The organism is Brucella lupini (assembly GCF_002252535.1).
Taxonomy (GTDB): domain Bacteria; phylum Pseudomonadota; class Alphaproteobacteria; order Rhizobiales; family Rhizobiaceae; genus Brucella; species Brucella anthropi.
The window spans coordinates 1-644 of record NZ_NNRN01000016.1 but is presented as its reverse complement, the minus strand read 5'-3'; the positions used below and the strand labels follow the sequence as shown (position 1 = coordinate 644).

The window sequence follows — 644 nt, the reverse complement described above, 5'->3', positions numbered from 1 at the left end:
AGGGGGGGAGGGGCTCCATAGGCGGGCTCGATGGGGCAGGTCTGACCGGAGAACGGCTTCGCCTCGCTCTTGATCCCGCAACGGCTCTGCAAAACTTTCATCCCCTGCCGGCTCACGCCGCCATTCCTCGCGAAACAAGAAAGTGTCTCCGCGCCGCCCTCCACGCTGTTCCGGCCCTTTGGGTGCGGTCCGATCGTCCCTGGCCTTTGCGACTGCCATCGAGGCCGCAATGGAGCGGCCCGAAACAGCAAAAAAGGAATATGACAATGGCTACCATCGGCACCTTCACCTCCACCGAAAACGGTTTCACCGGTTCGATCCGCACCCTCGCTCTCAACGTCAAGGCTCGCATCGCCCGCATCGAGAACCCCTCGGACAAAGGCCCGCAGTTCCGCATCTTCGCCGGCTCCGTTGAACTCGGCGCCGCCTGGCAGAAGCGCTCCAGCGAGAGCGACCGCGACTACCTCTCGGTCAAGCTCGACGATCCGAGCTTCCCCGCCCCGATCTACGCCACGCTGAGCGAGGTGGAAGGTGAGGATGGCTACCAGCTGATCTGGTCCCGCCCGAACCGCGACTGAGACCTGCAGGCCCCGCCGCCAGGGCGGGGCCAACCGGTCGCCTTGAGAAAGCCGGTAAAGGGCGTC

Annotated in this window: 1 protein-coding gene; it reads left to right on the top strand. The window is 64.8% G+C overall.

The window, feature by feature from the left end; translation table 11 throughout:
- Window positions 1-266: 266 nt before the first annotated feature.
- Window positions 267-578 (top strand): DUF736 domain-containing protein, encoded by a 312-nt coding sequence (locus CES86_RS01175; RefSeq protein WP_003501768.1) that lies wholly within the window; start codon window positions 267-269, stop codon window positions 576-578.
- Window positions 579-644 lie beyond the last annotated feature (66 nt).